The organism is Cellulomonas cellasea, from assembly GCF_006538745.1.
GTDB classification, from domain to species: domain Bacteria; phylum Actinomycetota; class Actinomycetes; order Actinomycetales; family Cellulomonadaceae; genus Cellulomonas_A; species Cellulomonas_A cellasea.
In genome coordinates this window covers 1-17128 of record NZ_BJLR01000043.1, presented here as the reverse complement: position 1 = coordinate 17128, position 17128 = coordinate 1, and the positions used below count along the sequence as shown (strand labels likewise).

Sequence of the window (17128 nt, the reverse complement as noted above, 5' to 3'; positions counted from 1 at the left end):
ATGTGCTCGCGGCACCCGACGCCCCCGGGCGGGGCCTGCGGCGGACCGGCCCGCACCGGGCACGCGACGGCCGCAGCCGGCGCTCAGTCGTCCCAGCCGTCGGGGCGCTCGACCGGCGAGAAGACCGTCGCGAGCAGCGCCCGCGCTTCCTTGACCCCCGTGAGGTAGGCGTGCGAGACGTCGAGCGCCGTGAAGGGCGCCCCGATCGCCGGCGTCGTGTCGACGTCGACCGCCTGGAGGTACGCGGCGAGGACGTCGCACGCACCGAGGGCCTCGGCGCTCGGGCGGGCGCGGTGCAGCGCGGGGTCGAGCTCGCTCACGGGCACCCGCAGCAGCTCCGAGACGATGCGCACGAGCTCCTCAGTCGACGCCTCGAGCGGCGCCCCGGGGGCGAGCAGCTCGGCGGCGCGGGTGCGGGCGAGCGAGCGCAGCGGCAGCTCGTCGTCGTGGTGCCCGGCGGTCACGAGGATCTCGAGGATGAGCATCGCGCGGAACCGCTCGCGCCCGAGGAGCACGAGCGCCTGGTGCAGGTTGCGGACGGGGCGGCCCGCGCCGGCCGCGGAGTTCACGACGCGCAGGACCTTGAGCGCGATCGACGGGTCGGCCGCGGTCAGGCGCGCGACGACCCGGAACGACACCTGCGGGTCCCCGAGCCGGATGAGCAGGCGACCCGCGACGAGCGCGTGGTGCGCGAGCGCCGGCCGCGTGAGGACGACGGGCCGGCGGAAGAACCAGCCCTGGAACAGGTCGAAGCCCGCGGCGTGGGCCGCCTCCAGGTCGGCCTCGGTCTCGACGCGCTCGGCGATCAGCGTCACGTCGGGCCACTGCTCGCGCAGCTCCGCGGCGAAGTCCGCGAGGCGGTCGCCGAGGTCCTCGATGTCGACCTTGACGTAGTCGCACAGCTCGAGCAGCGGCGCGCGGTGGTCGCCGGGCACGTAGTCGTCGAGCGCGATCGCGAAGCCCTGCTCGCGCAGCGCCCGCACGCCGGCGAGGACCTCCTCGTCGGCCGGGACCCGCTCGAGCACCTCGAGCACGACGCGGTCGGGCTCGAGCGCGACGGGCAGCGAGCCGACGACGAACGAGCGCGGGACGTTGACGAACAGCAGGCCGTCCCCGGCGACGTCGCTCACCCCGAACTCGCCGAGCGTCGCGGAGATGACGGTCGCGGTCGCCTCGTCGTCGTCGATGCCGGGACGCACGCCCGAGACGGTGCTGCTCGCGGTGGGCCGGAACAGCAGCTCGTGGCCGACGGGCCGCCCGACGAGGTCGTGGATGCCCTGCCGCGCGATGCAGACCTCGTGGGTGCGGCGCGGGTCGACCCGAACCGGCGCCTGCGTCATCCCTGGACTCCTGCACGTGGGCTGCGCGCCGGGGGTCGGCGCTCCCGGCGACGTCGGCCGGTCCTCCTGTCCATCGGCGCGTGCGGGGACGGGTTGAGGACGTGGCGCGGCCGGATGTGGTGCCCACGTATCGTGGAGCGGATGGCCACGTTCAGTGCGTACCTGCGCTCGCGGAGCGACGAGGAGCTCGTCGCGCTGCTGCTGCGCCGCCCTGACCTGGCCACCCCCTCGCCGTCGACGCTGTCCTCGCTGGCCGCGCGGGCGACGAGCCGCAGCAGCCTCGAGCGTGCGCTGGCCGGGGTCGACGCGGCGGTGCTGCAGGTCGTCGAGGCCGTCGTCGCGCTGCACGGCCCGTCGGACCCCGTGACGGCGGACGACGTGCTGCGCGCGCTCGGGGCGACCGACGCCGCCGACGTCGCGCTCGTGCGGGACGCCCTCGACCGCGCGCGGGGGCTGCTGCTCGTGCGTCCGGACGCCCCGGACGTGCCCGACGACCCGGACGCGCGTGCGGGCACCGGTGAGGCGGCTGCCGGTGCGGGCGCCGGGGCCGGTGCCGGTGCCGGTGGCGGTGGCGGTGCCGCGAGCGCGCCCGACGACGACTCACCGCTCGTGCCCGCGCCGGGCCTCGCGGAGCTGTTCGGGCCCTACCCCGCCGGTCTCGCCCGCCCGTCGGACGCCGGCGACGGCGCGGACGGCCCCGCGGCGCGCCCGGGGACGGTGGGGGCGCTGCTCCGCGAGGTGCCGCCGGGCGCGCGCTCGGTGCTCGACGCGCTCGCGTGGGGTCCGCCGGTCGGCGTCCTGCCCGCACCGCGCACGCCCGCGCGCGAGGCGGTCCAGTGGCTGCTGGGCCAGGGCCTGCTCGTGCCGGGCGACGCACGCCACGTGCTCCTGCCGCGCGCCGTCGCGCTCGCGCTGCGCGAGGGCCGCACGCACCGCACCCTCGCGCGGCACCCGGCGGTGCCCTCGGGCGGGGTGGGGGGCGAGGGCGGGTTCGCCTCGCGCGCCGGGGCGCTCAGCCCCGAGGTCGTCGCCGCGGAGTCCGGCCGCGCCGCCGAGCAGGTCGTGCGCCTCGTCGCCGGGCTCGTGCGGGCGTGGGAGATCGAGCCGGCCCCGGTGCTGCGGGCCGGGGGCCTCGGTGTGCGCGAGCTGCGGCGGGTCGCGGGGCGGCTCGAGGTCGACGAGACCGAGGCCGCCCTCGTCGTCGAGCTCGCCGGCGCCGCCGGGCTCGTGGTCGACGACGAGGAGGAGACGCCGTCGTTCGCGCCGACCGCGGCGGTGGACGAGTGGCTCGCGGCGGAGCTGCCGACGCGCTGGTCGACGCTCGCGCGCACGTGGCTCTCGACCGCGCGGGCGGCGTGGCTCGTCGGCACGCGCGACGACCGCGGCGTCGTCCGTGCCGCGCTCGACCCGGAGCTCGTGCGCCCCTGGGCGCCCCGGCTGCGGCGCTCGGTGCTCGGTGTGCTCGCGGACGTGGCCCCCGGGGTCACGCTCGACGCGGCGCAGGTCCTCGACCAGCTCACGTGGCGCACACCCCGCAGCGTCCCGCCCGAGCACGCCGTCGCCGCGACGCTGCGCGAGGCGACGCTGCTCGGGGTCGTCGCCGCGGGGGCCCTCGCGCCCGCGGGCCGCGCGCTGCTGACCGCGGTCACCGGCTCGGACGGTGGCCCGGGCCTCGTGCTCGAGCGGCGCGCCGGACCGGTCGCCGACCCCGTCGCGGAGGCGCTCGCGGGCGCCCTCGGGGCGACGGTCGACGAGATGCTCCTGCAGGCCGACCTCACGGGCGTGATCCCGGGCCGGCCGTCGCCCGCGCTCGAGGCGCTCGTCGAGCGCGCGGCGCGGGTCGAGTCCCGCGGCGGCGCCCTGACCGTGCGCTTCACGCCCGAGAGCGTGCGTGCCGCGCTCGACGCCGGGACGACCGCCGACGAGCTCCTCGCGGACCTCGCCGCGCACTCCCGCGGGCCGGTCCCGCAGCCGCTCGAGTACCTCGTGCGCGACGCCGCGCGCCGGCACGGGCGGCTCCGCGCGGGCGCGATCAGCAGCTACGTGCGCGCCGAGGACCCGGCGCTGCTCGCCGGACTCGTCGAGGACACCCGGCTGGCGCCGCTCGGTCTCGTGCGGCTCGCGCCCACCGTGCTGGGCTCGCAGGGTTCGACGCGCGAGCTCCTCGCCGCACTGCGCGACCGCGGCCTCGCGCCCGTGGCCGAGGGGGCGAACGGGCAGATCGTGCACGCCGAGCGGGTCGTGCGCCGCGTGCACGGCCGCAGCCGCCGCCTCGCCCCGGTCTCGCCCGCGCACCCCGCCGACGACGGCGCGCCCCCGAGCGCCGCACGCCGCGAGCGCCTCGCCGCGCTCGTGCCCGACCTGCGCCGCGCCGAGGAGGTGCAGCGGGCCGCGCGCGAGGCCGACCGCCTGGCGCAGGCACGCGCGCTCGAGCTCCGGGAGGCGCAGCAGCGGCTCGTGGACGCCGAGCGGGCGAGAACGGCGTCGGACGAGCGGGCGGCCGCCCAGGGCGTCGACGGGCCGGGCACCGGCTCCGCGAACGGCACCATGTCCGCCGCAGCACGGGGCGCGTCGTCGGGCACAGCGGGCGGCGCGTCGTCGGGCACCGCGCCCGGGACCTCGGACGCGGCCGCCCGCGCGTCGTCGGGCAGCACCGCGGCCGTGCCGCCGAGCACGGCGCCCGGCACGGCGGGTGCGCACCACGGCGAGGGCGTCACCGGCCCCGACGCCGGCAACGTGGGCACAGCGGCAGCGGCCGCCCGGTCCACCGGCACCGCGTCGACGACGCGTCCGGCCGGCGAGCCCGCCGAGGGAACAGCCGACCCCGCGACGGCGTTGGGGATCTTGCGCGAGGCGGTCGCCGACCGCGCCCAGGTGTGGGTCGAGCTCGTCGACCACCACGGGGTGCCGCAGCGCCGGCTCGTGCGGCCGCTGCGGGTCGACGCCGGCCGCCTGCGCGCGGTCGACGCGGCGAGGGACGCCGAGCTGACCGTCGCGGTGCACCGCATCGCCTCCGTGACCCGGGTGCCGTCCGCCCCCGAGCCACCCGCCACCGAGCACACCCTGCCCGACACGAGCACGCACGACGAGCACGACCCGCCGGCCCCGCCCGGCGCCCCGACCGAGGAGACGCATGACTGACGGCCCCCTGATCGTGCAGAGCGACAAGACGCTGCTGCTCGAGGTCGACCACGACCAGGCGGAGGCGTGCCGCCGGGCGATCGCGCCGTTCGCCGAGCTCGAGCGCGCCCCCGAGCACGTGCACACCTACCGGCTGACGCCCCTGGGCCTGTGGAACGCGCGCGCCGCGGGCCACGACGCCGAGCAGGTCGTCAACGTCCTGCTCGACTACTCGCGCTACCCGGTGCCGCACGCGCTGCTCGTCGACATCGCCGAGACCATGGCACGGTACGGGCGGCTCCAGCTCGTCCAGCACCCGGTGCACGGGCTCGTCCTGCACGCGCTCGACCGGGCCGTGATGGCCGAGGTGCTGCGCTCGAAGCGCACCGCGGGGCTCGTCGGCGCGCGGATCGACGACACCGACGTCGTCGTGCACCCGAGCGAGCGCGGCCACCTCAAGCAGGTGCTGCTCAAGCTCGGCTGGCCCGCGGAGGACCTCGCCGGGTACGTCGACGGCGAGGCGCACGCGATCGCGCTCGACACGTCAGGCCAGTCGAACCTCGGTCCGGACGGTCAGCCGAAGCCGTGGGACCTGCGGCCGTACCAGAAGCAGGCCGTCGAGGGGTTCTGGCACGGCGGCTCGGGCGTCGTCGTGCTCCCCTGCGGCGCGGGCAAGACGCTCGTCGGCGCGGGGGCCATGGCGCGCTCGCAGACGACGACGCTCATCCTCGTGACCAACACGGTCAGCGCCCGGCAGTGGCGCGACGAGCTGGTCAAGCGCACGACGCTGACCGCCGACGAGATCGGCGAGTACTCGGGCGCCCGCAAGGAGATCAAGCCCGTCACGATCGCGACCTACCAGGTGCTCACGACCAAGCGGAAGGGCGTCTACACGCACCTCGAGCTGCTCGACGCCCGCGACTGGGGCCTCGTGCTGTACGACGAGGTCCACCTGCTGCCCGCGCCGATCTTCCGCATGACCGCGGACCTGCAGGCGCGCCGCCGCCTCGGCCTGACCGCGACGCTCGTGCGAGAGGACGGGCGCGAGGACGAGGTGTTCAGCCTCATCGGGCCCAAGCGGTTCGACGCGCCGTGGAAGGACATCGAGGCGCAGGGCTACATCGCGCCCGCCGACTGCGTCGAGGTGCGCCTCACGCTGCCCGAGCGCGACCGGATGCTCTACGCGACCGCCGAGCCCGAGGACAAGTACCGCCTCGCCGCGACGGCACCGGGCAAGAACCGGGTCGTCGAGCAGCTCGTCGCGCGGCACGAGGGCGAGCCGACGCTCGTGATCGGCCAGTACCTCGACCAGCTCGAGGAGCTCGCCGACCACATCCAGGCCGACGTCATCACCGGCGCGACCTCGGTCACCGAGCGCCAGCGCCTGTACGACGCGTTCCGGGCGGGCGAGATCACGAAGCTCGTGGTCAGCAAGGTCGCGAACTTCTCGATCGACCTGCCCGAGGCGTCGGTCGCGATCCAGGTGTCGGGGTCGTTCGGCTCCCGCCAGGAGGAGGCGCAGCGGCTCGGCCGGCTCCTGCGGCCCAAGGGCGACGGGCGGACGGCGCACTTCTACGCGGTCGTCGCGCGCGACACCGTCGACCAGGACTTCGCGGCGCACCGCCAGCGCTTCCTCGCGGAGCAGGGCTACGCGTACACGATCCTCGACGCCGAGGACCTCGCGGCGGGCGAGCCCGCGGCGGACTGACCCCGCCCGCCCCTCGGGGGCGCGGTCGCCCCGGTGCACCCGCACCGGGGCTGCCGCGCCGCACGGCTGCCGGGCCCGCGCCTCACCGCCGGCGCGCCGGAGCTGGCGGCGTCACCCCGCCGCGCGGGCGCCGACGAGGCTCCCGACGAGCTTGTCGAGGGTCTGCTCGAGGCCCGCGAGGGACATCTGCTGCGTCGCCTCGGACGTGTAGCCGTGCTCGGTGACGGTCAGGCGCGTGCCGCCCCCGGGCAGATCCTCGAACGTCAGGACGTGCGGCACCGGGACGGGGATCCCCGGCGGGAGGCCGAGCTCCGTGGGGTCGACGACGCGGCCCTCGGCGTCGCAGAACTCCAGGACGAACGCGAGCCGGTGCGGGGCCTCGACGGCCGAGCAGGTCCACAGGTTGTGCATGTCGTGGCCGTCGGGCGAGCGCATCGTGACGCGCGACGAGCCACCGACCCGCACGTCCATGACCGCCTCGGGGCACGTCCAGCCCGCCGGTCCCCACCAGGCGCGGACGCCCTCGGGCTCGGTCCAGGCGGCCCACACCTGCTCGACCGGCGCGGCGACCGTGCGGCTCGCGACGACGTCGAGCCGCCGCGCCGCCGGGTCGACGGGCGCCGCCGCGTCGGCAGACCCCTGCGCCCCCGCCGACGCCTCCCGCACGACCGCGTCGAGCCGCTCCGTCGCGTCGCGGATCCCGGACTCCATGTCGGTCGGCACCCACCCGTCCCGGTCCTCGACCGACTGGAACAGGACGACGCTGGTCAGCGTCGTCGCGCCGTCGTGCTCCGTGAACGTGTCGGTCGTGAGCTGCAGGTAGCCCGGGCCGCCCTGCTCGAGCTCGAACGTCGCGACAATCCGCTCCCCGGCGACGACGTCGTGGTAGACCCCGCGGAACGCGTACTCGGTGCCGTCCGTGCGGTTGGTGGTGACGTAGCGCCAGCTGCCGCCGCGGCGCACGTCCATCTCGTCGACGCGGGTGTCGAACCGCGAGCCGCCCCACCACGCAGGGACGCGGGCCGGGTCGGTGTACGCGGCCCAGACCAGCGCGGCGGGTGCGTCGAACGTCCTACGGATGACGAGGTCCTGCCGGCCGGGCTCGATGATCAGCTCGGTGTCAGTCATGGTCTGCCCCTCGGGTGTCGCGCTGCAGTCGTCGGATCTCGCGGTCGAGCAGGTCCAGCCGCTCGGCGAAGACGTTCCGGTACCGGTCGAGCCACTCCGACGCCGTGTCGAGCTGCGCCGGCTCGAGCCGGCAGGGCCGCCACTGCGCCTCACGGCCCCGGCTGATCAGACCCGCCTGCTCGAGCACCTTGAGGTGCTTGGACACGGCGGGGAGCGTCAGGTCGAACGGTTCCGCGATCTGGTTGACGGTCGCCTCCCCCTCGGCGAGCCGGGCGAGGATCGCGCGGCGCACCGGGCTGGCGAGGGCGGCGAACGTCAGGCTGAGCGGATCGGCAGTCACACCGCTACTGTACCGCTCGGTTAATTTTCCACTTGGTAAACTACGCGCGCGGTCGTCGGGGTGTCAACGCCCTGGCCGACGCCGCCACAGGCTCCCGCGCGTCGCGACCGCACCTCGGAGCGACAGCGACCGGACACACGCGCACCCCCGGCCCACGAGGGACCGGGGGTGCGCGACGCACGTGCGGGAACGGTCAGACGAGCTCGGGCATCGTGTCGGCGCGCTCGTTCACGAGCAGCGCGAACGCCTGCGCGACGGCCCGCCCGCCCGCGGCGACCTCGTCGGCCCGGCGGTCGTACTCGGCGCGCAGCGCGGCGGCGTCGACGTCGTCGTGCGTCGCCGCCCACGCCGCGAGCAGCTCCGGGCCGGCCTCGGGGTGGAACTGCAGGCCCCACGCGGACCCGACGCGGAACGCCTGGTACGGGTACGTCGCCGACGACGCGAGCCACGTGGCACCGCGCGGGAGGTCGACGACGGCGTCCGCGTGCATGCTCGGCTGCGGGGTGCTGCGGCGGTCGTCGGCCACGTCGAGGTCCTGCAGCCCGTCGAGGATCGGGTCGCCGACCGCCTCGGGGCGCCACTGGACGTCGATCACGCCGGCCTCGCGCCCGGGAGGCGCGGCGACCTGGAGGCGTCCGCCGCGCGCGACGGCGAGGAGCTGCGCGCCGAGGCAGAGGCCGAGCGTCGGCACGCCGGACGTCGAGGCGTCCGCGAGGAGCGCCCGCACCGCGGGCAGCCAGGGGGCGACCTGGTCGTCGACCGCGGACATCGGGCCGCCGAGCACGACCAGGCCGTCGCCGACCTCGTCGGCCGACGCGGGCACCGTCTCGCCCGCGTAGGCGTGCACGGTGCGGAGCTCGACGCCGGTCAGCCAGTCGGCGAACCGGTCGAGCGGGACCTCGGGGCTGTTCTGGATGACGGTCACGACACGCGCGCCAGAGGTGGCGGGGACACCGGGAGTCTGGTAAGTCACGCGCCGACGGTACTCCCGGCCCCGCCGAGGACGTAAACCCGCACGTCACGCCGTGCACCGTTCAGGTGACCCGGCTCACGCGCGTCCGACATGTCCGCTGCGCCCCGGATCCGGGCCAGGGGGTTGCGCACCGACCGGTCGTCCCGGGCCCGCAGAACGCCCACCCCGCCGCCCAGCCAGGGGTCGACGACCACGACGGAGCCACCGGCGTGCGCCCGACCTGCCGCCCACCTGCACCGACACCTCCGGGCGAACCGGCCTCCCCACGTTTGCACGCCCGCCCCGCCCGGTCGAGGATCGACGGGTGAGCCACCGTCGCGTCCCGGACCCGTCCGCCTCCACCCCCGAGCTCACCCGCGCGGCACCGGCCCCGTGGATCACCCGCGCGGCGGCCGCCTGCGCGGTGCTGCTCGGCCTCCTCGCGGCCCTCGGCCCCGCGTCGCCCGCGGCCGCCGTCGAGCCGCTGAACGTGCCGAGCCGCATCACCGACCAGGTGGGGGCGCTGACCGGCAGCACCGCCGAGGTCGAGGCGAGCCTCGACCGGTTGTCCCAGGACACCGCGTACGACCTCTTCGTGGTGTTCGTCGACGGGTTCTCCGGGCGGGAGGGCGAGCAGTGGGCGCGCGAGACCGCGGCCGCATCGGGCCTCGGCGCGGAGGACGTGATCCTCGCCGTCGCGGTCGACGACCGCCGCTACGGCATGTGGGTGCAGAGCGCGGGCGAGATCACCGAGGAGGAGGCCACGCGCGTGCGGGTCGACCTCGTGGAGCCCCGGCTCGCCGCCGGTGACTGGGGCGGCGCGGCGGTCGCCGCGGCGGACGGGCTGCGCGACGCGGCGCTCGGGACCGGCACCGCGGCCTCGGGCGGGGGCGGCGGCGGCTTCGGCACGCTGCTGGTCATCGGGCTCGTCGTCGTCCTCGGGATCCTCGTGGTCCGCTCGCTCGTGCGCCGCCGCTCGGCCGCCGGGAAGGCCGGTGCCCAGCCCGCGGGCGCGGCGCCGCAGGGCCTCGCCGCGCTGCCGACCCCCGAGCTCAACCGCCGGGCGAGCCAGGCGCTCGTCGCGATCGACGACGCGCTCACCACGTCGGCGCAGGAGCTCGGGTTCGCGCAGGCGCAGTTCGGGCTCGAGGCCACCCGCCAGTTCGGCGCCGCGCTCGAGGAGGCCCGGGCCCGCGTGTCCGAGGCGTTCCGGTGGCGCCAGCAGCTCGACGACTCGACGCCCGAGACCGAGCCGCAGGCGCGGCAGATCATGATCGCGATCATCGAGACGTGCCAGGTCGCGGCCGACTCGCTCGACGCGCACACCGACGAGTTCGAGAAGATGCGCGACCTGCAGGCGCGCGCCCCGCAGGTGCTCGACGACGCCGAGCAGCGCGCGACCGAGGTGGCCGCGCGCGTCGAGCCCGCCCGCGCGACGGTCGCCCAGCTCGCGACGACGTATCCGGCGGCGGCGCTCGCGTCGGTCACCCCCAACCCGGACCAGGCGTCGGCCCTGCTCGCGGGGGCGCACGAGTCCGTCGCCCGGGGCCGCGAGGCGCTCACCGCCGACGACCGGGGTGCCGCCGTCGGCGCCGCCCGCGCCGCGCAGGACGCCGTCGCGCAGGCCGTCACGCTGCTCGACGCGGTCGACCGCGCCGGCCAGGACCTCGCCCGGGCCGGCACCGACCTGACCGCCGCGATCGCCTCGATCGGCGCGGACTTCGCCGACGCCGAGCGCCTCGCGCCGCGCGAGCCCGCGGTGCAGGCCGCGGTCCAGGCCGGCCGGGCGGCGGCGTCCGCTGCGGAGGCCGCGCGCACGGGCGGCGACCCGCTCGCCGCGCTGCGGGACGTGCGCGCCGCCGAGGCCCGCCTCGACGAGACCCTCGAGCCGTTCCGGGAGCGCGCCGAGCACGAGGCCCGGGCACGCGCGCAGCTCGACGACCAGCTCGGGCGGCTCGCGTCGCACATCCGCGCGGTGCACGACTACATCGAGACCCGCCGCGGCGCCGTCGGCCCCGAGGCGCGGACCCGGCTCTCCGAGGCCGCCCGCCTCGCCCAGCAGGCGCACCGTGACGCCGCGACCGACGCGACGGGCGCGCTGTCCCTCGCGCACCGGGCCGGGGAGCTCGCGAACGAGGCGCAGCAGCTCGCGCAGCTCGACGTGCAGGACTGGGAGGACCAGCGCCGCCAGCGCTCCGGGTACGGCGGCTTCGGCGGGGGCGGGTCGAACGTCGGCGGGATGGTGCTCGGCGGCATCCTGCTCGACTCGCTGCTGCGCGGCGGGGGCGGCGGCTTCGGCGGCGGGGGCTTCGGCGGCGGGGGCTTCGGCGGAGGAGGCGGTGGCGGCGACGGTGGGGGCTTCGGCGGGGGCGGTCGCTTCTGACGGACCCGACCGACCGCGAGGACGGCACGACGCAGGACCAGGCGCGACGACGACCCACCGGGGCGCGTCGCACGACGAGAGGGACGCACGATGACCGAGAAGCAGACGATCCTGGGCCGCATCACGACGCTGGCCCGCGCCAACATCAACGCGATGCTCGACCGGGCCGAGGACCCCGCGAAGATGATCGACCAGCTGATCCGCGACTACACGAACAACATCGCCGAGGCCGAGGAGGCCGTCGCCCAGACGATCGGCAACCTGCGCCTGGCAGAGGCGGACCACCGGGAGGACGTCGCCGCGGCCGCGAGCTGGGGGCAGAAGGCGCTCGCCGCGTCGTCCAAGGCGGACTCGCTCCGTGGGGCCGGTGACGCCGCCGGGGCCGACAAGTTCGACAACCTCGCCAAGGTCGCGCTCGGCAAGCAGATCGCCGCGGAGCAGGAGGCCAAGGACGCCGAGCCGCTCATCGCGTCGCAGACCGAGACGGTCGAGAAGCTCAAGGCCGGGCTGTCGGCGTCGAAGGAGCGCCTCGCGGACCTGAAGACCCGCCGGGACAACCTGGTCGCCCGCCAGAAGAGCGCCCAGGCGCAGTCGCAGCTGCAGGACGCCCTCGGCTCGATCAACGTGCTCGACCCGACGAGCGAGCTCTCGCGCTTCGAGGACAAGGTGCGCCGCGAGGAGGCCCGCGTCCAGGGCCACGCCGAGCTCGCCGCGTCGTCGATCGACGCGCAGTTCGAGGAGCTCGAGGCGTCGGGGCAGAACCTCGAGGTCGAGGCCCGGCTCGCCGCCCTCAAGCGCGGGTCCGCCCCGGCCTGACGCACCACCGCTCCCCCGCCGACGCCCGCGCGCCCTGCTGCTCCCCGAGCGGCCGGACCGCGGGCGTCGGCGCGCCCGCTGCGAAGGCCCCGCAGCACGGGCTGCGCGCTGCGGGCCGGGGCGCGCGTCGCCGGACCACCCGAGTGGGCATGTGCCGCACCGGCCGACGCCACGCCGTCCGCAGCGCCCTCCCAGGTCGCTCCCAGCCCCGCGCCGCACACTGGGACCATGACCGGGACCCCCGCGCAGCCCGAGGCCCGCCTGCTCGTCGTCGACGACGAGCCGAACATCCGCGAGCTGCTCGCGACGTCGCTGCGCTTCGCCGGCTTCGAGGTGCACGCCGCGGCCGACGGCGCCTCCGCGCTGCGCCTCGCCCGCCAGGTCGAGCCCGATCTCGTCGTGCTCGACGTGATGCTCCCCGACATGGACGGCTTCACGGTGACCCGGCGGCTGCGCGAGAAGGGCCAGCACGTCCCGGTCCTGTTCCTGACCGCGCGCGACGACACCTCGGACAAGGTCACCGGGCTCACGGTCGGCGGCGACGACTACGTGACGAAGCCGTTCAGCCTCGAGGAGGTCGTGGCCCGGATCCGCGCGGTGCTGCGCCGGACCCACCCCGGCGACGTCGACGAGTCGAGCATCCTGCGCGTCGGCGACCTCGAGCTCGACGAGGACAGCCACGAGGTGCGCCGCGCCGGTCAGGTCGTCGACCTGTCCCCCACCGAGTTCAAGCTGTTGCGCTACCTCATGCTCAACCCCGGCCGGGTCCTGTCGAAGTCGCAGATCCTCGACCACGTGTGGCAGTACGACTGGGGCGGCGACGCGAACATCGTCGAGTCGTACATCTCCTACCTGCGCCGCAAGGTCGACCAGGTCACCGGGCCGGGCGGGCAGCCCGTCGAGCCGCTCATCCAGACCAAGCGCGGCGTCGGGTACCTGCTGCGCCGCGTCGCGACCCCGTGAGCGCGACGCCCGCCGGCGCTCCCGCCCCGGGCCGGTCGCGCACCGCCGGTGAGCCGCAGGCGGCCGCCGTGCCGCAGGCGGCCGCACCCGAGCCGACGACCGGGCCGGCGCCGGCGCCGGCGCCGGGCGAGGAGCCGGTGCCGGGCGAGGGGCCGACGGCCGAGGGCGCCGCCCCGTCGACCCCCTCCCGGTCCGCGCTCGTGGCGGACCGTGCCCGCGGCGCCTGGCTCGGCGTCCCGCTGCGCGCCCGGCTGGTCGGGATCATCACGGCGCTGCTCGCGGTGGGGCTGATGATCGCGGGGCTGACGACGGCGACGCTGCTCGAGCGCTACCTCGTCGGGCAGGTCGACCGGCGCCTCGCGACGGAGGCCGAGTACCTCGCGCAGCGCGAGGCCGACAGCCTGTTCGGGGACGCCCGCCCGGGCGCCGCCTCGTTCGTGCCCACGGACTACGTGCTGGTCGTGCGGGACGTCCTCGGTGGCCGCACGATCTCCGGCCGGGACACGACCTACCGGGAGTACGGCGTCCCGGCGCCGCCCGAGCTGACCCCCGCCGAGGCCCGCGCGACCGAGCGCCGCCCCTTCGACGTCCCGAGCAGCCGCCCCGGGTCGTCGTGGCGGTTCGTCGCCTTCTCGATGTCGACCGGCGGCGAGGCCATCGGCACCGTGAGCGTCGGCCTGCCGCTCGGCGACGTCCAGCGCACCGTCAAGCGCATCACGCTCCTGCTGCTCACGAGCGGGCTCGGCATCATCGTGCTCGGCGCGCTCGCCGGGAGCTGGGCGGTCCGCCGCTCGCTGCGCCCGCTGCGCGAGATCGAGTCGACCGCGGCGTCGATCGCCGCCGGGGACCTGTCGCGGCGCGTCCCGACCGCCCCGGAGACCACCGAGGTCGGCCGGCTCGGCGCCGCGCTCAACGGGATGCTCGCCCAGATCGAGAGCGCGTTCGCGGACCGCACGGCGTCCGAGGCCCGCATGCGGCGGTTCGTGGCCGACGCCTCGCACGAGCTGCGGACCCCGCTCGCCGCGATCCGCGGGTACGGCGAGCTCTACCGGATGGGCGCGCTCACCGAGAGCGACCAGGTCGACGACACCTTCCGGCGCGTCGAGGAGTCCGCGACCCGGATGGGCGGGCTCGTCGAGGACCTGCTCGCGCTCGCACGGCTCGACGACGGCCGCCCGATGCACCTCGCCGACGTCGACCTCGCGGTCCTCGCGGCCGACGCGCTGAGCGACCTGCACGCGCTCGACCCGTCGCGCGCGACGGCGCTGCTCGGCCCCGACGGTGCCCCGATCCGGTCCTGCGTCGTCGCGGGCGACGAGCGGATGCTCCGCCAGGTCGTGTCGAACCTCGTCGGCAACGTCGTGCAGCACACGCCCGCAGGAACGCCGGTCGAGCTCGCGGTCGGCGTGGTCGGCGACCGGCCCGGCGAGGGCGTGCTCGAGGTGCGCGACCACGGCCCGGGGATCGACCCCGAGCACGCCGCGCGCGTCTTCGAGCGGTTCTACCGGGTCGACGCGAGCCGCACGCGCGGCGGGACGGCCGGCGGGGGCACGGGCGGTGGCGCGGGGCTCGGCATGGCCATCGTCGCCGCGATCGTCACGGCGCACCGGGGCGAGGTGAGCCTCGCGCAGACCCCGGGCGGCGGGACGACGGTGCGCGTGAGCCTCCCGCTCGCGGAGCCGGGGGACGTCGGGGACGAGCACGGGGACGACGCCGGCGAGGCGGGCACGGAGCCCGACGACGCACGCACGACGGCCACCTCCGCCCACGACGAACACTGACGTCGAGGCGTATGCCGTCGCGCGGCACCGTGGTTACGATGTCGGGTCCGAAGCAAGGGTCACCGTTCGTGAGGCTGGTCATGGGCGTCTACGACGCACCGCAGTGGTTGCTCTCCGCGTTCGTCCGCAGCGCACTCGGGGCCGGAGCCACCGCTCCGCCGGAGGAGATCAAGACAGCAGGGGTCGCCCTGGTGGACCGCTGGTCCTCCAAGGGACGCGACTTCCACAACCTCAAGCACCTCGTGGACGTCCTCGCGCGCGTCGACGAGCTCGCCGCCGAGACCCACGAGCCGGAGCTCGTGCGGCTCGCGGCCTGGTACCACGGGGCGATCTTCGACTCCGCGGACGCCGCGGCGTACGCGAACCGGGGCGGCGAGGACGAGCTCGCGAGCGCGCGCCTCGCGCTCGAGGAGCTCACGGCGCTCGGGGTCTCCGAGAAGCGCGCCCGCCGCGTCCACGACCTGGTGGTAGCGCTCCGACGTCACAACACCGACGCGTCGGACTTCGACTGCGCCGTCCTGTGCGACGCCGACCTCGCGATGCTGGCCGCCGAGCCGCAGCGCTACAAGTCCTACCTGCACGACATCCGCGCCGAGTACGCGCACCTGCCCGTCGAGCACTACGTGCGGGCCCGGGTGAACATCGTCCGCAAGCTCCTCGGCCGCACGAGCCTGTTCGTCAGCCCGCTCGGTGCGGCGTGGGAGGAGGCGGCGCGCCAGAACCTCGGCGCCGAGCTCCAGCGGCTCGAGAAGGAGCTCGCGAAGATCGACGCCGCGAACGCGGAGTCGGGCACGGCGCCCTCGGACGGGCACGCGCCGGCAGCCGCCGAGGCGGGGGCGCCGGGCGAGGGCGGGACGACGCCGTCCGGCCAGGGCGACGCGACGGCCCCGGGCACGGGCACGGGCGCACCGGTGGCCGGGGAGAGCGCGTCGGGCGTGCGCACGTCGGTCGCCGCTCAGCCGCCCACAGCCCGCCGCTGACGCGCGGCGCCGACGCCCCTCGGGCTGCGGCGCTCGACCGCGACGTCGCCTGCGTAGCGTCCGGACCTCCACGAGCACAGGAGGACGAGATGAGCAGGTACGAGGTCGACAGCGCGCTGGTCGCGCAGGCAGCCGCCGGGGTGCAGGCCCGCACGACGGCCGTCCGCGGCGAGGTCGCGGCGATGCAGCGCCAGCTCGCCGAGCTGCAGGGCGCCTGGCGCGGCGGCGCTGCCACGGCGTTCGCCGGCGTGATGACCGAGTGGTCCGCGACGCAGGCGCGCGTCGAGCAGTCGCTCGACCACATCACTGCGGCGCTGTCCGCCGCCGCCCGCACGTACTCGGACGCGGAGGACCAGGCGTCGCGGCTGTTCCTGCGGTGACGCCGTGGCGGGAGGCGGGACGGTGCACCACGCACCTCCCGCCCTCCGCCGGAGCGCTGCCCTCTCGCCGGGACCGGTTCACACAACCCTGTCGCGTGCGCAAGGGTTGTGTGAACCGGCAGAAGCACCGATCCGCTCGACGACGCGGCCGCTCGCGTCGTCCACAGATGTCGGACGAGCAGTGACCGGCCCGCCCCGGTTTCGCTAGGTTCGCGGGCATGCCTTCGCCTCGTGCGGCCGACGACGCCCGCCGCCCTGCTCGACGCCTCCGCCGCTTCCGACGGGCGGATGCCGCGGCTGTCGGCGCCGTGGTGGTGCTGGCGGTGTCGCTGACGGCGTGCACCGGCGAGCCTGCGGCCGAGCCGACACCCACGCGCACGGCGAGCGCGAGCCCGACAGCGGAGCCCACGCCGACGCCGACCACCACGCCGGAGCCGGAGCGGCCGACCGCGATGGACGACCCCGGTGTTGACGGAGCGGTCGCCGCGGCGACGTACTTCCTGTCGCTGTACCCGTACGTCTACAACACCGGCGACCTCACGGCGTGGAAGGCACTGAGCCACCCGGAGTGCGTCTTCTGCGCGAGCGTCTCGTCCAGCGTCGACGAGATGCACGCGCTCGGTCAGCGGCAGGAGGGGACCGAGCTGACACTCGTCCCGCGTGAGAGCGCAGAGGTCGAAGCCGGTGTCTGGTTCTCCGTCCGGCTCGATGTTGCCCAGGGCGAGTGGACCGTCGTCGGGTTGCAAGGAGAACCAGTGCGCAGCGGGCCCGCACAGAACTACGCGTTCACGCTCGCGGTGGTACGCGACTCTGAGCGCTGGGTCATCCGTGCTGCTGAGGCGACTCCGAGCGCATGAACGCACCGAGGGCTTCCCGCCTGGGCCCGGCGGTCGGTGGGATTCTTGCCGCGACCGCGCTGTCTCTTCTCGGCGCCGGCGTCGCTCATGCTGATGAGATCGGTGCGGTGGCGCAAGACAGTGCCATCGATCTGAACGCGAAGAGAGCTGCGGCTCAAGAGAGCGGGTGGTTGTCCGCGAAGGCGTCCGGCGTCCCGGCGGCGAGGTTGGTGGAGTACGCCCGTGCGGAGATGTGCGACGTGTCCTCGCAGTTCCTCACCTCGACCCTCGACGGCGCGTGCGACCCCGGCGACGGAGCGATCACCCCACCGGACTGCGGCCCGGGCATCGCCCCGCTGCTCCCCCTGTGGTCCCGCACCCGCACCACCGCAGACGCACCG

14 protein-coding genes are annotated in these 17128 nt (G+C 76.2%); 10 read left to right on the top strand and 4 right to left on the bottom strand.

Annotation, left to right across the window (positions count from 1 at the left end; all coding sequences use genetic code 11):
• Positions 1 to 83 precede the first annotated feature (83 nt).
• On the bottom strand, positions 84 to 1340 hold the full coding sequence (locus tag CCE01nite_RS20370) for an EAL and HDOD domain-containing protein (protein ID WP_141372920.1): 1257 nt from the start codon (positions 1338 to 1340) through the stop codon (positions 84 to 86).
• A gap of 141 nt (positions 1341 to 1481) precedes the next feature.
• On the opposite strand from CCE01nite_RS20370, the gene CCE01nite_RS20365 reads away from it, so the two are divergent.
• Both CCE01nite_RS20365 and CCE01nite_RS20360 read left to right on the top strand, forming a co-directional pair.
• On the top strand, positions 1482 to 4481 hold the full coding sequence (locus CCE01nite_RS20365) for a helicase-associated domain-containing protein (protein WP_141372919.1): 3000 nt from the start codon (positions 1482 to 1484) through the stop codon (positions 4479 to 4481).
• Positions 4474 to 6168, top strand: coding sequence for a DNA repair helicase XPB (locus CCE01nite_RS20360; RefSeq protein ID WP_141372918.1), 1695 nt, complete (start codon positions 4474 to 4476; stop codon positions 6166 to 6168). Before CCE01nite_RS20365 ends, CCE01nite_RS20360 begins: the two co-directional genes overlap by 8 nt.
• Positions 6169 to 6279: 111 nt before the next feature.
• On the opposite strand, the gene CCE01nite_RS22295 is transcribed toward CCE01nite_RS20360, so the two are convergent.
• From CCE01nite_RS22295 to CCE01nite_RS20345, 3 genes are all read right to left on the bottom strand, one after another.
• The gene (locus tag CCE01nite_RS22295) at positions 6280 to 7296 is read right to left on the bottom strand and encodes an SRPBCC domain-containing protein (protein WP_176594920.1); all 1017 of its coding nucleotides are present in this window, start codon (positions 7294 to 7296) and stop codon (positions 6280 to 6282) included.
• Positions 7289 to 7636 (bottom strand): ArsR/SmtB family transcription factor, encoded by a 348-nt coding sequence (locus CCE01nite_RS20350; RefSeq protein ID WP_141372917.1) that lies wholly within the window; start codon positions 7634 to 7636, stop codon positions 7289 to 7291. The genes CCE01nite_RS22295 and CCE01nite_RS20350 overlap by 8 nt, the downstream gene beginning before the upstream one ends.
• A 193-nt stretch (positions 7637 to 7829) precedes the next feature.
• Positions 7830 to 8609, bottom strand: coding sequence for a type 1 glutamine amidotransferase (locus tag CCE01nite_RS20345; RefSeq protein WP_246056797.1), 780 nt, complete (start codon positions 8607 to 8609; stop codon positions 7830 to 7832).
• A 304-nt stretch (positions 8610 to 8913) separates the two neighbouring features.
• On the opposite strand from CCE01nite_RS20345, the gene CCE01nite_RS22450 reads away from it, so the two are divergent.
• The 8 genes from CCE01nite_RS22450 to CCE01nite_RS21890 all read left to right on the top strand — a co-directional run.
• Positions 8914 to 10971, top strand: coding sequence for a TPM domain-containing protein (locus tag CCE01nite_RS22450; protein WP_218026498.1), 2058 nt, complete (start codon positions 8914 to 8916; stop codon positions 10969 to 10971).
• A gap of 90 nt (positions 10972 to 11061) precedes the next feature.
• On the top strand, positions 11062 to 11787 hold the full coding sequence (locus tag CCE01nite_RS20335) for a PspA/IM30 family protein (protein ID WP_141372915.1): 726 nt from the start codon (positions 11062 to 11064) through the stop codon (positions 11785 to 11787).
• A gap of 228 nt (positions 11788 to 12015) precedes the next feature.
• The gene (locus CCE01nite_RS20330; protein ID WP_141372914.1) at positions 12016 to 12750 is read left to right on the top strand and encodes a response regulator transcription factor; all 735 of its coding nucleotides are present in this window, start codon (positions 12016 to 12018) and stop codon (positions 12748 to 12750) included.
• Entirely contained in the window at positions 12747 to 14531 is a 1785-nt protein-coding gene (locus tag CCE01nite_RS20325) for a sensor histidine kinase (protein ID WP_246056795.1), read from the top strand. Before CCE01nite_RS20330 ends, CCE01nite_RS20325 begins: the two co-directional genes overlap by 4 nt.
• Positions 14532 to 14599: 68 nt before the next feature.
• Positions 14600 to 15511 (top strand): HD domain-containing protein, encoded by a 912-nt coding sequence (locus CCE01nite_RS20320; protein ID WP_307722762.1) that lies wholly within the window; start codon positions 14600 to 14602, stop codon positions 15509 to 15511.
• 89 nt (positions 15512 to 15600) lie between these two features.
• Complete coding sequence (locus CCE01nite_RS20315; RefSeq protein WP_141372913.1) at positions 15601 to 15891, top strand: WXG100 family type VII secretion target; 291 nt, start codon at positions 15601 to 15603, stop codon at positions 15889 to 15891.
• Positions 15892 to 16214: 323 nt separating this feature from the next.
• Positions 16215 to 16748, top strand: a complete 534-nt coding sequence (locus CCE01nite_RS20310) for a DUF6318 family protein (protein WP_141372912.1) — start codon at positions 16215 to 16217, stop codon at positions 16746 to 16748.
• Positions 16745 to 17128: hypothetical protein (locus tag CCE01nite_RS21890; RefSeq protein WP_218026497.1), on the top strand; the 384-nt coding region annotated here is incomplete at its 3' end. The genes CCE01nite_RS20310 and CCE01nite_RS21890, both read left to right, overlap by 4 nt.